Genomic DNA, 18427 nt, shown 5'->3' on the forward strand with positions numbered 1-18427 from the left:
TTCATTACATGTTGCACTCAATAATAGATAGCATTTTTCTTTCTTTTCCGATACAATAAAAGTACATCAGAAAGGAGTGATTATATGCGTCTATATGAAAAATTACAACAGCTCCGAAAAGAACATCATCTCTCCCAGGAACAGTTGGCCGACTTAATGAAGGTATCCCGGCAAACAATTTCCAAATGGGAAAATGGAACTGCCGTTCCATCTACAGAACGACTTCACGAACTGGCTTCCATTTATCATATCCCTCTTTCCGAGCTTTTAAGCGAGCCAAAAACCAGCGCTGTTCCGACGGCTTCCATACCTAATGAAAAAGAATCGTCAAACAATCGATTCAGGGAAAAAGATTCTCTGCTTGTCTGGAAAGGAACTGTTATTTTTCTCACATTCCTTGTGATCGGACTTTGTTTTTACGGGTATTATCTGAATAAAAAGATTTCTTCCATCAATGTAAACTATCATTATCTGCCTCCAGACAATGCAGACTCTATCCCGGAAGAACAGACATTATCATCAGATTATACCTTTATATTTCAGCATGCAGTTTCAGATTCGAATCAATTTCTTTTTCAAATGAGCGCTGTTCCAAAAACTTACAAGGAACAGGATACTGGTGAATTTATATTGACAATCGGATCAGAATCCAGAACCTTTCCTGCTGAACTGATTGATGGGGTATATCGTTCAGAATGTGCCCTTTCCCCTGATGAACTCAATCAAGAACAGACCTGGTTTTTAAAAATCTCCAATAACGGCTCTTTTCAAACACAAAAACTATATCAAGACCAGAATTTTGGAGAAGAAATACTTCCGCAGCATGAAATCATTTCTACTCCTGAAATTAGTTTCAAAAATAATACGCTTACGTTAAAAGGAGAATTTACTATAAGTATCGGCGCGGCTTTTGACACAACTTCGTCACTGCCTGTTCTTATAAATTATCCGGTTACCGGCATTGTTCGAATTCGTCAGGGTGAGAAAACGCTAGCAGAACTTCCGCTTGATCTTTCTGATACCGTACAGGCTTTTCAGCAAATAGACCAGATGCCGTCCGACGAGGATGGCGGTTCTGAATATGTCTATACCGATCGCAGTTACCTGAATACTCCAATCGAATTAGAATTGCGTATTCCAAATCGTACAGAAAATGTTTTTTACGAAATAGAGTTTACCGATACTTACGGCATAAAAAATACGCTAAAATCTTCTATTCCTTTTTAACGCATCTGAAGAATCAGGATCTGCTGATTAGTACCGTTTTGATTAGCAAAAATCAAGGGCAGATGTGACTCGTATCAAGTCACATCTGCCCTTGCTTGGAACTATCTATTTCCTGACAGCCTCTTCCTTTTTAATACTTCTTTGAAAAATCACTATTTACACCTTAAATATAATAACCGCCGCCCGGCACGCCGCAGCACATTCCACCGCCACAGCAACAATTACAAATAATATTGGCAAGACAGAGCTTCATACAGCAATCTCCACCACCCATAACGGTAGAACCATAAGGGTTCTGCATACCGCGATACCAGCTGCTTCCTGATTCCAAACGCTGTACGAGTGATTGATACTCCCAATTCCCCGGGTCCATCTGCGATGCCTGTCTGGCATGTTCCAGCGCAAGTACATTATTGCCCGCCCCTGAATTGGCAATGGCACTGTAATAATACCATCTGGCATCTCTGTCCTTCAACTGTCCAAGCACATTCAAGGCTTCTTTGTAATGCCCACTGTTAATATAATTTGCAGCTGCGCGTAAATACGCTGATTCCTGAGACTCTTCTTTCTGCTGATAGCTGCCGCCAAAGCCCCCGTAGCTTCCAAATCCTCCGAAACCTCCTCCATAGGAATAATCTCCTGCGCCTCCGGCACCTTGCGTCCGTTCCTTCATGATCTGCTCATATGCCTGTTGAACTTCTTTGAATTTGCGCTCTGCTTCATCTTTATTTGGATTATTAATATTGGCATCCGGATGATATTTCCGGCTCAATCCTCTATATGCTTTTTTTATTTCTTCATCCGTAGCATCTCTCGAAACTCCTAATATGCTGTATGGATCAAACATTTTCTTCCACCTTATCCTGATATCTCTTTTTATTTACTGCCTCATAGCGAAACCACACGCCAGAGTAAAGAATATTTCTCAAAATATCCAAATGCTCCAGAATTGGCAGCCGTTCAAATTCTGCCGAACACTCTGCCATCATCATAGTCAACATCATCTTCGTGTGTTCTCTGAAGTCTTCACGTTTCCATTCTTCCCGAAATGGGTTATAACTTCCATTTTCTAAATCTTTCTCAATATCTTCATACGCATCAAGCAAATAGATAAACTTTCCTAAATAAAATCCGATTTTTCTAAGGCTTTTCTCCCACTCGTCTTTGCGATATGCGAAAATCTCAGCCATTACTTCACCAAATTTTCCTGCCATCTGCTCTGCTTCTAATGTACCTTTTGCCTCTTCAGCAGATATTTCTTTTAGGCAACTCTCAATCTTCCGGAGTTTTTCCTCATATGATATCCGCAGATTTTTCCCCTTTTGATTCAGCATCTTTCCATAGAGCAGTTTTCTCATATTTTTGTCATCATTCCAATCGTCCTTACATTTATAATAAGTAAGAATGATATTCATATCTGCTGCATATGCCGTATATTCGCTTATTTTTGCCGGGTGTTTCGCAAACGGATGTGCAATACAACGCACCATCTTCTTCTCTACTTCCGGCTCATAAAGTGCTGTCAATAGGATATGAAGAAATGTCATATCGTAAGAGAGTGTCGTCTGTCCTATCATCCCATAGCGTTCTTTTAATGACTGGCACAGTCCACAATAATAGGCATGATACATCTCAAAATCTTTTATTTTCATTTCCGGCTTATTAACAATAATATAACCAAACATGTTATCCCCTGAATCTTTCTGTCAGCATCTTTTTCCATTCGGGAAGCACATCTTTCTTTTCTTCATAGAAACTATGCAGAAAATCTCCAAGAAACAAAAGTATCAAAATACTTCCGGCAACTTTTCCAAAAGAGAGCGGAATCCCCTTCACAAAAGAAACGACCATTTTTTGCAAAAATCCAAATAAAAATACTGTATAGAATCCCCAGGCAATCGAGCTCTCCACGCAGAGAATCCCTTTGTAATTGAACGGTTTTTCTTTATAGTCCCACCAGAAATCCCCAAAAATCCGCAGCATCAGCAATGCAGTCAGAAATTCCAGTGTAGTAGCCAAAACAGAGCCATAAATAAATAGCAACAATGCATTGCTTTCATATCTTCGAAGTAAAAAATAGACTGTTAACGCCCCGACACCATAGATCGGACAAAATGGCCCTTTGGCAAATCCTCTGTTTGTTAATTTCCTATTACAAAAAGACATGTACAGAGATTCTACCGCCCAACCAAGTATGCTGTATGTTAAGAACCACCAGACAACCTGGTAAGAATCCATTCCAAAAATTACCTTATCCCACCACATTTTCTCTTCTCCAATGTATTGTATGATAGTAAAAATGGAGTGTTTTGTCAACACTCCACTTAATTTGCACATATTAAAATTAGTTATATTTACGTTTTCTTGCAGCTTCAGATTTTTTCTTACGTCTTACGCTTGGTTTCTCGTAATGTTCTCTTTTACGAATCTCCTGCTGGATACCAGCTTTTGCGCAATTTCTCTTAAATCTTCTTAAAGCGCTATCTAACGTCTCATTCTCTTTTACGATTACATTTGACATAGTCTCACACCTAACCTCCCTCCAGCCCTATATTGTGCAGCATACGACTGTTCGGGTATTTTTTTGCACTAATAGAATTATACCATATTTTTTCTGTTCGTCAACTGTTTCTTTTGAGAAACTTCCAGAAAAAGCAAAAAACTTTTTATCAACTTGTTAACAAATAATCTTTCATGTTAATAAAATATCTTTTATTGTGTTTCAATTCCGCAGCGTATATAATAACATTATGAATATAACAACTCTAGTACGAAAGGCGGCTGATAATGATGAGCACAGAAAAAAATTATTTTGATAAAATCGCAGAAGAAGGACAGTTGATCGTAATTTCTGGTCCAAGCGGTGTTGGAAAGAGAACAATTATTAATCAGTACTTAAAAGAACATCCAAATGCAACAAGATGTACTGCGGTAACAACAAGAGCTCCTCACGAGAACGAAGTAGATGGCAAAGACTATTACTTCCTTTCTCACTTGGAATTCGATCGTATGATTCGTTCACGTCAGATGTTGGAATACGGATATTATAATCGCAACGGATATGGTACTCCTCGCAAAGCTGTCGAGGAAGCACGCGCTGCCGGACATAATGTCATCCTCAATGTAGATGTTTCCGGAGCCATGAAGATTCGTTCCCTCTGCCCGGATGCAACATTGATTTTCATTGTTCCACCTACATGGGACGAATTGGAAGAACGTATTCGCAACCGCAATACTGAGACACAAGAAGAATTAGAAGAACGTCTCCTGATTGCCCAAGAAGAGATTCTTTGTGCGGCTCAGTATGACTATATTCTTGTAAATGACACTGTTGAAAAAACTGTTCGTCGTTTAGGACAGATCATTCACGGTAACCGCTACAGTAAAAACAGTATGAAAGCCTTTTTGGAAAGTTATATCGAAAGCGAAGTTGCAAGTCAGTCTGAACTTGTGAAAGAAGTTCTTTCCTTATAAATATTCTTTGATAATTCAATATCATTTTGTATATTGCATAAAGATCCCGAAGCTACTCTCCTCTTAAGAAGCTTCGGGATCTTACTTATTTCCTTATAATATTTTATGTCTGATTCTATGCAAGCTGTTCTGCCAGTACCTCTTCTGCTTTTGCAAGAGCAGCATCTATTCCGGCCGGATTCTTTCCTCCTGCCTGAGCCATATTCGGGCGTCCGCCGCCTCCGCCGCCCACAAGACCGGCAATCGCTTTAATAAGATTTCCAGCATGTGCACCTGCTTTTACTGCAGCTTCTGTGGCAGTTACCATCAGATTCACTTTTTCACCCGCATCTGATGCAATCACAACAACACCTTCACCTAATTTTTCTTTTAGCTGATCACCAAGATCACGAAGACCATTCATATCAACGCCTTCTAATTTCACAGCAAGGAGCTTCGTTCCTGCAATTTCTTTTACCTGATTCATAACATCGCCCATTGCATCTTTCGCTAACTTACTCTTTAGGCTCTCTACTTCACTTCTCAATTCTTTATTCTCTGCCTGAAGATGTGAAATCTTTTCTCCCAATGTCTCCGGAGATGCTTTCAGGAGCTTCGCAGCTTCATGCATCTTCTCTTCCAAATCTGCATAATATGCCAGAAGTCCTTTGCTTGTCAACGCCTCGATTCTGCGGACTCCCGCTGCCACTCCTGTCTCAGAAAGGATCTTAAACGCTCCAATCTCATTCGTATTCTTCACATGGGTTCCGCCACAAAACTCCCTTGAGAAGTCTCCCATGCTGACTACGCGGACTACATCTCCATATTTCTCGCCAAACAATGCCTGAGCTCCCGTCTTTCTCGCTTCCTCAATAGGCATGTTCACACATTCTACCGGATATGCCGCAGCAATTGCTTCATTTACAATCCCTTCTGTTCTTTCCAGCTCTTCTTTTGTCATCGCAGAAAAATGTGTAAAGTCAAAACGCAGTCTATGGTCATTATTCAAAGATCCCGCCTGCTCCACATGTGTTCCAAGTACTGTACGCAGCGCTTTCTGAAGCAAATGTGTTGCACTGTGGTTTCTTGCTGACAGACCTCTTTTCTCTGTGTCGATCGTAAGTGTTACCTGATCTCCAGTCTTCATCATACCGTTCTTCATATAACCGATATGTCCGATCTTACCACCAAGCAGTTTCTTTGTATCTTCTACAACAAATTCACCGTCTGCACATGTAATCACACCTGTGTCTGCTTCCTGACCACCGCTTGTCGCATAAAACGGTGTCTCTTCCACGAAAATAGTTCCATGTTCCCCGTCAGAAAGAGCATCTGTAACTTCTGTATCCGTTGTCATGACTGTAATTTTAGATTCATATGCAAATTGGTCATATCCTACAAATTTGGAAGTGATACTTGGATCAATCTGTTCATACACAGTTGCATCGGCACCCATGTAGTTTGTTACTCCTCTGGCTGCACGAGCTGTTTCACGCTGAACCTGCATACATTTCTGGAAGCCTTCTTCGTCAACTGTATATCCTTTTTCTTCCATAATTTCTTTTGTCAGATCAAGCGGGAATCCATACGTATCGTAAAGCTTAAAAGCATCGTCTCCAGACAGTTCTTTTGCACCCTTTTCCTGCATCTCCTTCTCAATTTCCTGAAGAATTCCAAGTCCCTGGTCAATCGTCTTATTAAACTGTTCTTCTTCTTTCGCAATTACGTTTAAAATAAACTCTCGCTTCTCTTCTAATTCCGGATATCCATCTTTAGATCCTGCAATCACAGTCTCTGCCAATCCCGGAAGAAACTGTCCTCGATTCCAAGTATCTTCCATGACGACATGCACGTCTCAAAAGACGGCGAAGCACATAGCCTCTTCCTTCATTGGAAGGCATAATTCCGTCAGAAATCATAAAGGTAACGGAACGTATGTGGTCTGTTACAACACGAATAGAAATATCATACTGATCATTCTGTCCATATTCTTTCTCTGCAAGACGGCAGATATGATCTCTCAACGCCTTTAATGTATCTACATCAAAAATAGAATCTACATCCTGAACAATTGAGGCAAGACGCTCTAATCCCATTCCTGTATCTATATTTTTCTGTTCCAGTTCACTATAATTTCCTTTTCCATCGCTCTCAAATTGCGTGAAAACGTTATTCCAGATTTCCATATAACGATCACATTCGCATCCTACTGTACAATCCGGACTTCCACAGCCATATTTCTCACCGCGGTCATAATAGATTTCTGAACACGGACCACACGGACCGGAACCATGTTCCCAGAAATTATCTTCTTTCCCAAAACGAAAAATCCGTTCTTCTGGAATTCCCATCTCATCATGCCAGATATGGAAAGCTTCCTCATCATTCTCATAGATAGACGGATACAGGCGGTTCGGATCAAGTCCTACTACTTCTGTCAAAAACTCCCATGACCAGCGAATCGCTTCTTTTTTAAAATAATCACCAAAAGAAAAGTTTCCAAGCATCTCAAAAAATGTACCGTGACGAGCCGTCTTTCCTACATTTTCAATATCGCCCGTACGGATACACTTCTGACATGTTGTCACACGTCTCTTCGGCGGAATTTCCTGTCCTGTAAAATACGGTTTCATTGGTGCCATACCTGAATTAATCAAAAGAAGACTTTTATCATTATGCGGCACCAGTGAAAAACTCTTTAATGCAAGATGTTCCTTGCTCTCAAAAAATTCAAGGAACATTTTTCTTAATTCATTTACGCCATAGTTTTTCATGGTTTTCCTCCTAATTGCTCTATTTACTCTTTAGATGTTAGCTCACACTATGTATAAATTATAAAGATGCGCTTTCCATTTGTCAACGCAGAAAAAAAGACAGGAAAGATTCTTCCTGTCAGCTTCAACGATTCTTATACCGATTGTGCGTCTGTGTGCATTCTCAAAGGAGGGGTGTTGTAACACAACATAATTGGAAATAAAAAAATAGCACACAGACATATCGGCTCTTGTCGCCTCAATCGTTGTGCTCTGTCCTTTTACCTGAAAGATTTCCCCTCTTCGGTCCAGCCGAAACAGCTGCCAATCTGCTTCTGCTGCCTTTCCAGAGTATCGTCCGGATATGGTCCTTTTGCCTGAGAGTTTTTTCACCTTCGGCGCTAATATATAGTCTCTTCCATATCTTTCAACCGATCCATATTTAAGCTACAATCAATCTAACACATTTTTTCCAAAAAATCAACTCTTTTTCTCAAATTTATTTATTTTTCTACATTCTTCCAATCATATGATATTTCTATAGTCGGTTCATTTCTATCACCAGATAATCAAGTTCTCTATTTTCACAAATTTCAAGTGTAAAATTCTCTATTTTCTTCTTTTCAAGGATTATAATTCTAATGAAACAAAAAAATATGGAATATTTTTCCAAATAAATCTTGAAAGGAGCATTCAAATGGATCATTTAGCCTTATTTTACAAAAGGTTATCACAGCTAAGAACAGAACAAGGCATATCTGCCCGGGATATGAGCCTTTCACTCGGTCAAAGCGAAAGTTACATTAATAAAATAGAGAATCAGAAAGCACTTCCTTCTATGACTTCTTTTTTCTATATCTGTGATTTTCTAAATGTTCATCCAAAGGATTTTTTTGATGAAACGGTAGAAAATCCTTTCCTTTCAAAAGAACTTGCAGATAAATTTACCGGTTTGACCGGAAAACAGCAGGAACATATTCTGAATCTGATAGATGATCTTCTGGCTAAGTAAAAAAAAACACATCCGCAGCTAAAATTCCTTTTGGGAAACCAGCTCGGATGTGTTTCTATTTGTTTATGATTATTTTAATTCAATTTCTTCTAATTCTTTTGCAGGAAGCTGTTTGGAAGATCTGGAAACAAAATCTTTCAATGCTTTTTTTGCTTTTGGAATTTCAATATTAGTTCCAGCGCCGCCAATACATCCTCCCGGACAAGCCATTCCTTCAATCAAACAGCCGTTCATTTTACCTGCTTTTGCAAGTGCAAGTACCTTTTTGCACTCGGCAAGTCCTTCTGCATGTTCAATATGCACTTCTACGTCCGGATAGTATTCATTAATACATTTTTCGATTGCAGCTGCAACACCTCCTGCCGCTGCATATCCGCGCCCTGCTCCTGTAGCATCATGGAAAGAAGACTCTGCTTCAAACTGTGAAAGATCAATATCTTTCGCATCAAACATTGCCTGCAGCTCTTCAAATGTAATGACAAAATCCACATCGCTCCGCACCGTAGTTCGCATTGCTTCTAATTTCTTTGCCGCACACGGACCGATAAATACAACTTTTGCATTTGGATGTTCCTGCTTAATTGTTCGCGCCGTAGCTACCATTGGCGTCAGCTCCTGTGATACCCGGTCTACAAGATCCGGGAAGTATTTCTTTGTCAACATTGACCACGATGGGCAGCAAGATGTCAAAAGAAATGGCAGATTTCCTGTTACAACTTCATTCACATAGTGATGTGCTTCTGAAATTGCACCAATGTCCGCTCCTAAAGCTACTTCATACACTTGAGAAAATCCCAGCTCCTGCAATGCTGCTTTAATATTTCTCGGATTAATATACGGTCCAAACTGTCCAACAAATGCCGGTGCAATCTCCGCAACAACTTCACCGCCCTCTTTCAGACAGCGAATCAGCTGAAAAATCTGAGATTTATCAGAAATTGCTCCAAACGGACAGCTTACCATACACATTCCACAGGAAACACATTTATCTGTATCAATGTGGGCACGTCCAAACACATCTGAACTGATTGCATTCACTCCGCATGCTCTTTGACATGGGCGTTCTTTTTTTGCGATAGCATCATATGGACAATGCGCTTTGCATTTTCCACATTTAATACATTTTGACTGGTCAATGTAGGATTTTCCATTGACCATTGAAATTGCTCCTTTCGGGCAAACTTCTTTACAAGGATGGGCAAAGCAGCCTTTACACTGGTTACTTACTTCGTATTTATTCTCTTCACAGGCAGAACAAGCAGAAGGAATGACCTGCATCAACGGCGGCTCATAGTATTTATCTGAAATATTACTCTCCTCAATCCCCGCTGTGAGATGAACCGGCTTATCTTCTGGACGCAGGGACATCCCCATTGCCAGACGCACTTGCTCACTTACCATAGAACGGATTCGATAGACTCTCTCTCTGTAATTTTCCGTATCTTCATTTACCAGGCGGTATGGGATAGCCTCGATATCTGCGTTTAGGCTCTCCGGTGTTGAATGGTAAGCCACACGCGCAATTTCTTCAAAAACCTTCCGGCGCATTTCGCGTACCGGTGTGTCTAATCCTCTCATGAATTGTCCTCCTCATCACTCACAGCATCGGTTGTCATTACCGAGTCTAAGATTGTTATTTTTTCTACAATCATCATACACGAATTCTCTTCTTGGAGCAACTAAAAAACTCAAAGTACTTCAAAAAATACAAAACAATTATTTTTTTAAAAGTTCCTTTGCATAATAGACAGACTGCATTGCATCTTTTCCATAAAAATCTGCTCCGATCAGATCGGCATACTCCTGATTCAAAACCGCTCCTCCTACCATAACCCGACAATCCGGTTTATTTTTACGCAGAAGCCGTATCGTCTCTTCCATACTGGCAACGGTTGTTGTCATAAGCGCGCTAAGTCCTACAAGGCGAATGTTTTCTTTCAGCGCTGTTTCTACAATCCGATCCGGCGAAACATCTTTTCCGAGATCCAGCACCTCAAATCCGTAATTTTCCAGCAACACTTTTACAATATTTTTTCCAATATCATGAATATCTCCTTTTACTGTCGCAAGAATAATCTTCTCCCTCTCCTCTTGTGAAGAGCCGTTTTTCTGCATTGCCTCTTTCAAAATTTCAAATGCTATCTTTGCCGTTTCTGCGCTCATTAATAATTGCGGCAGAAAAACAGTTCCGGATTCAAAACCTTTTCCGACTTCATCCAACGCAGGAATTAAATAGGTATGAATTACAGAAAGCGCATCTTCTCCTCTGGAAAGCAATGCTTTTGTTGCCTGAGCGGCTTCCTGTTTCAACCCCTTTTCGATTGCATTTTTTAAATTCACAGATACATTTTCTGCTGAATGCCGAATCACATCTGAGTCCTGCTGTCCATACCGGCAAATGTAAGTTTCAAAATTTTCATCCTGGTTCATCAGCGCCCGGTACGAATCATAAGACTGCATCATAGCATCAGAAGAAGGATTAATGATTCCGGCGCTTAATCCCTGCTGCAGCGCCATTGTATAAAATACTGCATTGAGCTGTGGACGATTTGGCAATCCAAATGAAATATTAGATACCCCAAGAATTGTTCTCACACCAAAACGTTCTCGCACAAGCCGGAGTGCCTTTAGTGTTGTTTTGGCACTCTCCGGATCTGAGCTGACGGTCATAGCGAGTACATCCACTACAATGTCTTTTGGCAAAATTCCGTATTTCCCGGCTTCACAGATAATTTTTCCGGCAATATCCGCTCTCCCTTCTGCTGTATCCGGAATTCCATTTTCATCTAAGGTTAATGCTACAACGACTCCTCCATATTTCTGTATCAGCGGAAAAACGGCATCCATTGATTCTTTTTTCCCATTTACAGAGTTGATCATTGGCTTACCATTATAAAATCGCATTGCCCGTTCCATTGTTGGAATATCCACAGTATCAATCTGGAGCGGAATACTTGTCACGGACTGGAGTTCCTTAATGACTTCTGTCATTACTTCTTTTTCATTAATATCCGGAAGCCCTGTGTTCACATCCAGAATATGTGCGCCCTTTTCCTCTTGAACAATCCCTTCCCGCAAAATATATTCGAGATCATGGGACCGAAGCGCCTCTTTCAGACGTTTCTTTCCTGTCGGATTAATACGCTCGCCAATAATTAGCGGCACATCCGAAAACTCTACTGCCTGACTGTAAGATGACACGACGGTAATTGTCTTTTCTTCCGGAAGGAGGATTGCCTTTTTTTCACACAAAGCAATCATCCTTTGAATATGTTCCGGCGTTGTTCCGCAGCATCCGCCAACAGCCGAAGCTCCAAGATCTATGATTTCTTCCATCCGCTCTGCAAAAACATCTGGTTCTACATCATAATAAACCCGTCCGCTTTTTTGCTTCGGAAGTCCTGCATTTGGCTTAACGATCAATGGAAGTGAGCAATACTTCCTGAATTCTTTTACTAAGCCAATCATCTGTTCCGGTCCAAGCCCGCAGTTCATTCCAATTGCATCTACGCGAAGTCCCTCCAAAAGAGCTGTGACTGCCTCCACCGTTCCTCCGGTCAGCATTTTCCCTCTTTCATCAAATACAACTGTCACAAATATCGGAAGCTGCGTATGCTCTTTTGCTCCCAATACTGCTGCTTTTACTTCATAAGTATCACTCATAGTTTCTATATGGATGAAATCTGCTCCGGCTTTCTCACCGAGTTTGGCAGCCTCGCCAAACACCTGGCAGGCTTCTTCAAATTCCAGATCTCCGAGCGGTTTTAGCAATCTTCCCGTCGGTCCCAGATCCATTCCTATATAGCGTTTCTTTCCGCCGACTTGTCTGACTGCCCGTCTTGCATTTTCCAGTGCTGTTTGAATCACTTCTTCTAAAGAAACGTTTTGACTGTGAAATTTACACCGATTCGCACCAAATGTATTTGCAAGAATGAGGTCACTTCCGGCTTCCAGATAATCTCTATGGATTTGGCAAATGGCTTCCGGTCGTTCAATATTCCATAATTCCGGAAGTTCTCCCGGCTTTAACCCTTTTTCCTGAAGAAGGGTTCCCATTCCGCCATCAAAAAAAAGCAGTTCTTTTCCTATTCTGTCTTTCAGCATGTCTCTTCTCCTTATCTTCTGTCATCTATGCGGTAGCTGCAGTCCCATTTTTCACAAATACTGCATCCTCTTTCTACTGCACTTGCACAAGTGTCTGCAATTCCTATAACAGCTGTTACCGACTTTATCGGTGTTAGCATGAAAGCTTCTGTCGTCATAAGGCCAATCTGCTTCGGCGCATCCAAAACTTCTAACAGATTTTTCTGGATGAAAATACTAAAATCTCCGTATCCGGGACTAAACCGCGGTCTTAAATATCTGCTTCCTGCCTTTTTTCCGATTTCTTCCTGTATCTGATCACAGTACTCCTCCAGAACTGCCGCCGCACAAGCCTGCAGAACAACTGCCCTGGCCATATTGGTATACTCATATCTATGAATCCTGCGATCCACCTCGGCTCCTAATGTAGCTGCAAAAACAGCTGCTTCTCTACAGCCCTTTAAATTTACAGCCAAATCTCTGCTGATAATCCTCAGCGCACCGAGTTGTATCTCCTGCTGTCGAACGAATACCGGAAAAAACCGAAAAACTGCTCGTTTTCTTTCCGCAATTGTCTGAAGCTCTTTTAGACATTCATGAATCAGATAAATGGTTTCTTCATCTGGTTTTGTATTCCCATAACCAAGATAACGGATTGCTTCCTGATACACAGTTCTTCTGCTACTCATGCTCAATCATCTCCGAAAGATTATTCATGATTGCTTCTGCCACTTCAGGCTTATTCATAGAATAAATATGAATATTCTGTATTCCATTTGCAATCAGACTAACAATCTGCTCTGTCGCATAGGCAATCCCTGCCTGCTTCATCGCTGCCGGATGACTTCCAAAGCGATCCAGCATAGACAAAAAAACGCTCTGGAAGGAAGCTGCCGGACATTTTGCATATCCGCTCCATCTGTGCCGCATTTGTTACCGGCATAATTCCCGGAATAACAGGATGGTAATTCCCTGTTCGCGAATACGATAGAGAAAACTATAATACAGCGAATTATCAAAAAACATCTGTGTTGTAAGAAAATCCACTCCACATTCTACCTTTTCTTTCAATCTTCGTATATCATCTCTGCGATCCTGACTTTCGACATGCCCTTCCGGATAGCAGGCCGCACCGATACAAAAGTCGCCTGACTCCCGAATCTCTCTGATCAGTTCACTTGCATAGCGATAATCTCTTGCAATCTCTACAGAAGAATCCTCCGGAATATCTCCTCTTAACGCAAGCACATTTTCAATTCCTGCATCTTTTAGTTCCCGAATAACTTTTTTTACCATCGCTTTCGTTGATGATACACACGTCAAATGAGCCAAACTCTCCATTCCTAGATCATGTTTAATATGTGATGCAATGCGAACCGTATTCTCACTTGTTCCTCCGCCCGCTCCATACGTCACGCTCATGTAAGATGGATTCAATCTTGCCATCTCATCTACCGCCTGGATTACAGTTGGATATTTCGCATCTGTTTTCGGAGGAAATACCTCGATTGAAATATGTGTTTTTCCGTCTTTTAATTTCTCGCTGATTTTCATATGCTGTCTCTTCTCCTATAAATTAAACACGTTTCAAAAACGTTTTTATCTTCTGTCCTGTGAAATCAAAAAACATCCTTCCCGGATGTCTTTCTTATGCTAAATGTCAAAGTAATACAACAACAGCAGGTCATCCCTGCTGTTGTCTCTTTCTCTGTATCATAAACGTACTACATTGACTCGTAGAGTTCCTCGTACTGTCTTGCTGAATTCTTCCAAGAGAAATCTTTCTGCATCGCACGTTCTACAAGTTTATTCCAGTCACGTTTTTTATCATAATAAATCTGTTCCGCATAACGCACTGTCGCCATCATCTCATGCGCATTATAATTACTGAAGCTAAATCCTGTTCCCGTCTTTTCATACTCATTGTATGGTTCTACCGTATCTCGAAGTCCGCCTGTCTCCCGAACAATCGGAAGTGTTCCATAGCGCAGACTCATGAGCTGGCTTAATCCACACGGTTCAAATAATGACGGCATCAAAAATGCGTCACATGCCGCATAAATCTTATGTGACAATTGTTCTGAGTAAAAAATATTAGCAGAAACCTTGCCATTATATTTCCACGCGAAATGCCGGAACATATTTTCATACTGTTCTTCTCCGGTTCCAAGTACAACAATCTGAATACTGTCCTGACAGATCTCATCCATAACCCGCTGAATCAAATCAAATCCTTTCTGATCTGTCAGACGGGAAACGATTCCGATCATCATCACTTTTGGATCTTCCGTCAATCCGAGTTCTTTCTGAAGCGCTGTCTTATTCTTTACTTTTTCTTTACGGAAATTCTCTGCAGAATAATGCGCTTCAATCAATTCGTCTGTCTCTGGATTATATAAATCATAATCGATTCCGTTCACAATTCCAGAGAGACAATTAGATCTTGCATTCATTAATCCGTCAAGACGTTCTCCATAAAACGGCATCTTAATCTCTTCTGCATAAGAATGACTCACAGTAGTTACCCGATCTGCATACACAATGCCACCCTTTAAGTAGTTGGCATCTTTATAAGCTTCCAACTTATCCGGTACAAAATAGTATGCTGGAAGTCCTGTAATATTTTGAATTGTCTTTGTATCCCATGTTCCCTGGAACTTCAGATTGTGTATCGTAATAATTGTTTTATTCCCCGGTAGTATTCTGCGCTGTAACGGAAATTATCCAGATACACCGGCACAAGTCCCGTCTGCCAGTCATGACAGTGAATAATATCCGGTCTAAAATCAATCACCGGCAATGCGCTCAATACCGCTTTTGAAAAATATGCAAATTTTTCGACATCAAACCTAATATCACCATACGGCTTAAAGCCTGAAAAATAAAATTCATTGTCAATAAAGTAATAAGTAACCCCTTCATACTGCATCGTTAAGATGCCGACATAGCGGTTCTCCCAGTTAAAGTCCATATAAAAATGTGTAACATATTCGAGCTTTGATTTCCATTCTTCTTTCATACACATATATTTCGGCAGCATGACACGCACATCATACTTCTCTTTATCAAAGCATTTCGGCAAAGAACCTACAACATCTGCAAGTCCTCCGGTCTTAATAAATGGTACACACTCTGAAGCTACAAATAATATCCTTTTCATATGCATTCCTCCATCATTCCTACGGTATTTCTATTATATCGTATTTTACTGCCAATGAAAAGATTTATCTTAGCTTTTTCTCATTCTCTCAATTCTGTTTCCGTTTCTATCTGTGCTTATATTCCAATTGAATTGTATCTGCGATCAATGCAATAAATTCAGAATTCGTTGGCTTTCCTTTTCCATTGCTGACAGTGTATCCAAATAATTCATCCAGTGTATCTAATTTTCCTCTGCTCCAGGCCACTTCGATCGCATGTCGGATCGCACGCTCAACTCTGCTCGATGTCGTCTGATGTTTTTTTGCAACTGTCGGGTATAGGATTTTCGTAATCGCACTTAATACATCCATATCTTCCACCGCCATCATGATTGCATCTCTTAAATAATGATAGCCTTTAATATGCGCCGGAATCCCAATTTCATGAATCATATTTGTTACATGGCTTTCCAGATTCTCCTGCTCTTTTCCCTGACATGCCACAGCTGATTTTGAACTCCCTTCCCGCTTCGGACTAACACGCACACTCTTGATCCGATTTAACAACATTTCATTATTAAATGGTTTCATAATATAGTAACTTGCTCCCCGCTGAAATGCATCTTCTGTGATACGTTCCTGTCCTACTGCTGTTACAATAATAAATTCCGGCCGTTTTTTCATTGTTTTATCTGCATTGACAAGATCCATCACACTTAATCCATCAACTTTCGGCATAATTAGATCAAGCAAGACAACACCCGGCTCATTCTGTTTAATAATCTGCAGCATATCCTCCCCATTGTTTGCTTTTCCGACGAGCTTCAACTCCTTATCGCTGCTGACAATTTCCCCTAAAAGTTCCAATATTCTTTCATTATCATCCGCAACAGCTACATTTAACTGCCCCATTTTTTGTACCTCCTTTTCCTTTTCAAGCACCGTGCTCTGTTATTATAGCTGTCTGATTTTTTGTTCGCAAGGAAAAGTCATCTTATAATTTCGACATTCTTCTTGAAAATATTTGTTTTTCTACAAGTTTCTTGTAGTGTTCTTGCTTCTTTTGACGAAAATTTTCTAAAAATCGTAGATTTTCTGTATGAATTTTTTGTCGATCTTTTTATTTTTTTCCAGAATTCGCCTTTTATTTATGCACCTCTTGATTTCCTTTTCGGAAAATGTTAGTATAGGAATCATCACAGAAACAGGACCTTTGAGCGCTTACACAGCAGTCTCTAAAGGTCCTGTTTTGCGGAATCATTTTATCACAGGAGGTTTGTTATGATAAAAGTTAAGCATCAGATTGACTGGAAAGTTTTTATCCGTCTTGTTGTCGCAATTGCACTTCCGATTGCTTTTCAGAATTTCCTTTCAACAACCGCTAGCATGGTAGACACAATTATGATCGGAAGTCAGGGAGAACTTGCCGTTGCCGCTGTCGGAATCTGTTCCCAGATTTCTTCTCTATTCTTCTCCTGCTATTTTGGTTTTGCAGGAGGCGCGCTTCTATTCTTCTCCCAATACTGGGGCGCTCAAAATGAGGAAGGAATTAATCGGACGTTCGGCATGTCTTTATTGTATATGCTCGCAGTATCACTTCTGTTTGGCTGCGTCGCAATTACCTGTCCAAATTTCCTTCTCGGAATCTATACTGATAAGACAGACATTATAAAACTAGCAGTACCTTATATCAGAATTGTTGGATTTGCTTATCCGCTTCAGGTACTTGCGGTACTCGTCAGCTTTCTCATGCGCTCTACAGAACGTGTGAAAATACCTTTAGTCAGCTCAGCGGTTGCTCTGGTTGTCAACTTTGTGCTGAACTTTATCTTAATCTATGGACGCTTTGGAATGCCGAAAATGGGGCCGGCCGGAGCTGCTGTTGGAACACTCGTTTCCGGCATAGTCAATCTTATCATTCTGCTTGTTTTTCTTTTGAAAGACCACAGCACGATTCAGTTGAAACTGTCACAAATGTTCCACTGGAAAAATGGATTTGCCGGAATGTATCTGAAAAAATGTTTTCCAATTATTTTAAATGAGCTCTTTTACGGAATCGGACAGATGTTGATCAACATTGTTATCGGACATCAATCTTCCTCTGCCATTGCCGCAATGGCTGCATTCCGTGTTCTGGAAGGATTCGTCTTTGCTTTCTTTGGCGGACTTGCCGATGCAAGTACCGTTGTCGTCGGCAAAGAAGTCGGCTCCGGGCATCATATGAAAGGCTACCAGTATGTCAAAGGTTTCTCCATCCTTTGCCCGGCAATTACTTTTATCATTGTACTGACATGCCTTCTCTTAAACAGACCTCTGCTCGGACTATTCGGACTTGGCGCAGAAGCTATGTTCTACGGAAAATATATGCTCTTAATCTACCTTGCCGCCGGAACAATCCGGACATGTAATTATATTATGAATTCCTGCTTCCGCGCCGGAGGAGAGTCTGTCTTTGGTACAGTACTTGAAATCAGTTGTCTTTTCCTCATCAGTGTTCCAGCAACATGGATCGCCGGAATGGTACTGCACCTCCCATTTCTCGTGGTCTTCTCCTTCGTTTACACAGATGAGATCATCCGGCTCATTTTTGAACTGTGGTACACGCGAACCGGAAAATGGATCAAACCTGTGACCGAGGAAGGCCGGCGTACCGTTGAGGCATTCCGCCAGGAACTCCACGCGAAACAGCATAAGGCGATTTCATAATACAGGAGAAATCACACCTAAGAAACTGAAAGCATTAAAAAAATACCAGCATA

12 protein-coding genes, 3 pseudogenes and 2 riboswitches are annotated in these 18427 nt (G+C 40.8%); of the genes and pseudogenes, 4 read left to right on the top strand and 11 right to left on the bottom strand.

Annotated features, from left to right (window positions below):
• Window positions 1–84 precede the first annotated feature (84 nt).
• On the top strand, window positions 85–1227 hold the full coding sequence (locus tag DWX73_RS00180) for a helix-turn-helix domain-containing protein (protein ID WP_118346112.1): 1143 nt from the start codon (window positions 85–87) through the stop codon (window positions 1225–1227).
• A gap of 163 nt (window positions 1228–1390) precedes the next feature.
• Here the strand turns inward: DWX73_RS00180 and DWX73_RS00185 are convergent, their stop codons facing one another.
• The 4 genes from DWX73_RS00185 to rpsU all read right to left on the bottom strand — a co-directional run bounded on the left by DWX73_RS00185 (window position 1391) and on the right by rpsU (window position 3748).
• Window positions 1391–2074, bottom strand: coding sequence for a J domain-containing protein (locus DWX73_RS00185; protein ID WP_118346113.1), 684 nt, complete (start codon window positions 2072–2074; stop codon window positions 1391–1393).
• The gene (locus DWX73_RS00190; RefSeq protein WP_118346115.1) at window positions 2067–2912 is read right to left on the bottom strand and encodes a DUF5685 family protein; all 846 of its coding nucleotides are present in this window, start codon (window positions 2910–2912) and stop codon (window positions 2067–2069) included. Before DWX73_RS00190 ends, DWX73_RS00185 begins: the two co-directional genes overlap by 8 nt.
• Before the next feature lies 1 nt (window position 2913).
• Window positions 2914–3492: a putative ABC transporter permease gene (locus DWX73_RS00195; RefSeq protein WP_118346116.1), complete on the bottom strand. Its 579-nt coding sequence runs from the start codon at window positions 3490–3492 to the stop codon at window positions 2914–2916.
• Between the two features lie 79 nt (window positions 3493–3571).
• Entirely contained in the window at window positions 3572–3748 is a 177-nt protein-coding gene (gene rpsU / locus DWX73_RS00200) for a 30S ribosomal protein S21 (protein WP_004054229.1), read from the bottom strand.
• Window positions 3749–4014: 266 nt separating this feature from the next.
• Here rpsU and gmk point away from each other — a divergent pair, with 266 nt between their 5' ends.
• A complete protein-coding gene (gene gmk / locus DWX73_RS00205; protein ID WP_118346118.1) occupies window positions 4015–4701 on the top strand; it encodes a guanylate kinase in 687 nt (228 codons plus the stop codon).
• A 115-nt stretch (window positions 4702–4816) separates the two neighbouring features.
• Here the strand turns inward: gmk and alaS are convergent.
• Window positions 4817–7454, bottom strand: a pseudogene (alaS, locus tag DWX73_RS15345) (alanine--tRNA ligase).
• A 248-nt stretch (window positions 7455–7702) separates the two neighbouring features.
• A riboswitch (glycine riboswitch) is annotated at window positions 7703–7787 on the bottom strand.
• 1 nt (window position 7788) lies between these two features.
• A riboswitch (glycine riboswitch) is annotated at window positions 7789–7864 on the bottom strand.
• Between the two features lie 266 nt (window positions 7865–8130).
• Between alaS and DWX73_RS00215 the strand changes: the two are divergent.
• A complete protein-coding gene (locus DWX73_RS00215; RefSeq protein WP_118346119.1) occupies window positions 8131–8445 on the top strand; it encodes a helix-turn-helix domain-containing protein in 315 nt (104 codons plus the stop codon).
• A 69-nt stretch (window positions 8446–8514) separates the two neighbouring features.
• Here the strand turns inward: DWX73_RS00215 and DWX73_RS00220 are convergent, their stop codons facing one another.
• From DWX73_RS00220 to spo0A, 6 genes and pseudogenes are all read right to left on the bottom strand, one after another.
• Window positions 8515–10023, bottom strand: a complete 1509-nt coding sequence (locus tag DWX73_RS00220) for a 4Fe-4S dicluster domain-containing protein (protein ID WP_118346121.1) — start codon at window positions 10021–10023, stop codon at window positions 8515–8517.
• Window positions 10024–10161: 138 nt separating this feature from the next.
• Complete coding sequence (locus DWX73_RS00225) at window positions 10162–12549, bottom strand: homocysteine S-methyltransferase family protein (RefSeq protein WP_118346123.1); 2388 nt, start codon at window positions 12547–12549, stop codon at window positions 10162–10164.
• Between the two features lie 11 nt (window positions 12550–12560).
• The gene (locus tag DWX73_RS00230; RefSeq protein ID WP_118346125.1) at window positions 12561–13217 is read right to left on the bottom strand and encodes a vitamin B12 dependent-methionine synthase activation domain-containing protein; all 657 of its coding nucleotides are present in this window, start codon (window positions 13215–13217) and stop codon (window positions 12561–12563) included.
• A pseudogene (metF, locus tag DWX73_RS00235) lies at window positions 13210–14082 on the bottom strand (methylenetetrahydrofolate reductase [NAD(P)H]). Before metF ends, DWX73_RS00230 begins: the two are co-directional and overlap by 8 nt.
• A 170-nt stretch (window positions 14083–14252) precedes the next feature.
• Window positions 14253–15688 (bottom strand): annotated as a pseudogene (glgA, locus tag DWX73_RS00240) (glycogen synthase GlgA).
• A gap of 106 nt (window positions 15689–15794) precedes the next feature.
• Window positions 15795–16580, bottom strand: a complete 786-nt coding sequence (spo0A, locus tag DWX73_RS00245; protein ID WP_118346126.1) for a sporulation transcription factor Spo0A — start codon at window positions 16578–16580, stop codon at window positions 15795–15797.
• A gap of 369 nt (window positions 16581–16949) precedes the next feature.
• Here spo0A and DWX73_RS00250 point away from each other — a divergent pair, with 369 nt between their 5' ends.
• Complete coding sequence (locus DWX73_RS00250; RefSeq protein WP_118346128.1) at window positions 16950–18374, top strand: MATE family efflux transporter; 1425 nt, start codon at window positions 16950–16952, stop codon at window positions 18372–18374.
• Window positions 18375–18427: the final 53 nt, after the last annotated feature.

This window comes from Coprococcus sp. AF21-14LB (genome assembly GCF_003458885.1).
Classification (GTDB): domain Bacteria; phylum Bacillota; class Clostridia; order Lachnospirales; family Lachnospiraceae; genus UBA9414.